The sequence below is a fragment of the Mesorhizobium sp. M8A.F.Ca.ET.161.01.1.1 genome (genome assembly GCF_004792105.1).
GTDB lineage: Bacteria > Pseudomonadota > Alphaproteobacteria > Rhizobiales > Rhizobiaceae > Mesorhizobium.
Genome location: NZ_SRTD01000310.1, coordinates 1 through 321, shown reverse-complemented (window position 1 = coordinate 321; position 321 = coordinate 1). Strand labels below are relative to the sequence as shown.

Sequence of the window (321 nt, the reverse complement as noted above, 5' to 3'; positions counted from 1 at the left end):
ATTGCGCTGTAATCCGCGACATCACCCAGTGGAAGCGCACCGAAGAAGAACTGCGCAACGCCAAGCGCGCGGCGGAAACCGCCAATGCCCACAAGACCGACTTCCTAGCGCGCGTCAGCCACGAAATCCGCACGCCGCTCAACGCCATCATCGGCTTTGCGGACATGATGGCGACAGAACGTTTCGGGCCGATCGGCCATCCGCGTTATGTGGAATACGCCAATGATATCGGCCGTTCCGGCCGGCATGTGCTCGATATCGTCAATGATCTCCTCGATATATCCAAGATCGAGGCGGGGCAGATGGATGTCGACTTCATCG

Annotated in this window: 1 protein-coding gene; it reads left to right on the top strand. The window is 58.6% G+C overall.

Annotated elements, in window-relative coordinates; all coding sequences use genetic code 11:
- Positions 1-321: histidine kinase dimerization/phospho-acceptor domain-containing protein (locus EN804_RS35855; RefSeq protein WP_281407934.1), on the top strand; the 321-nt coding region annotated here is incomplete at both ends.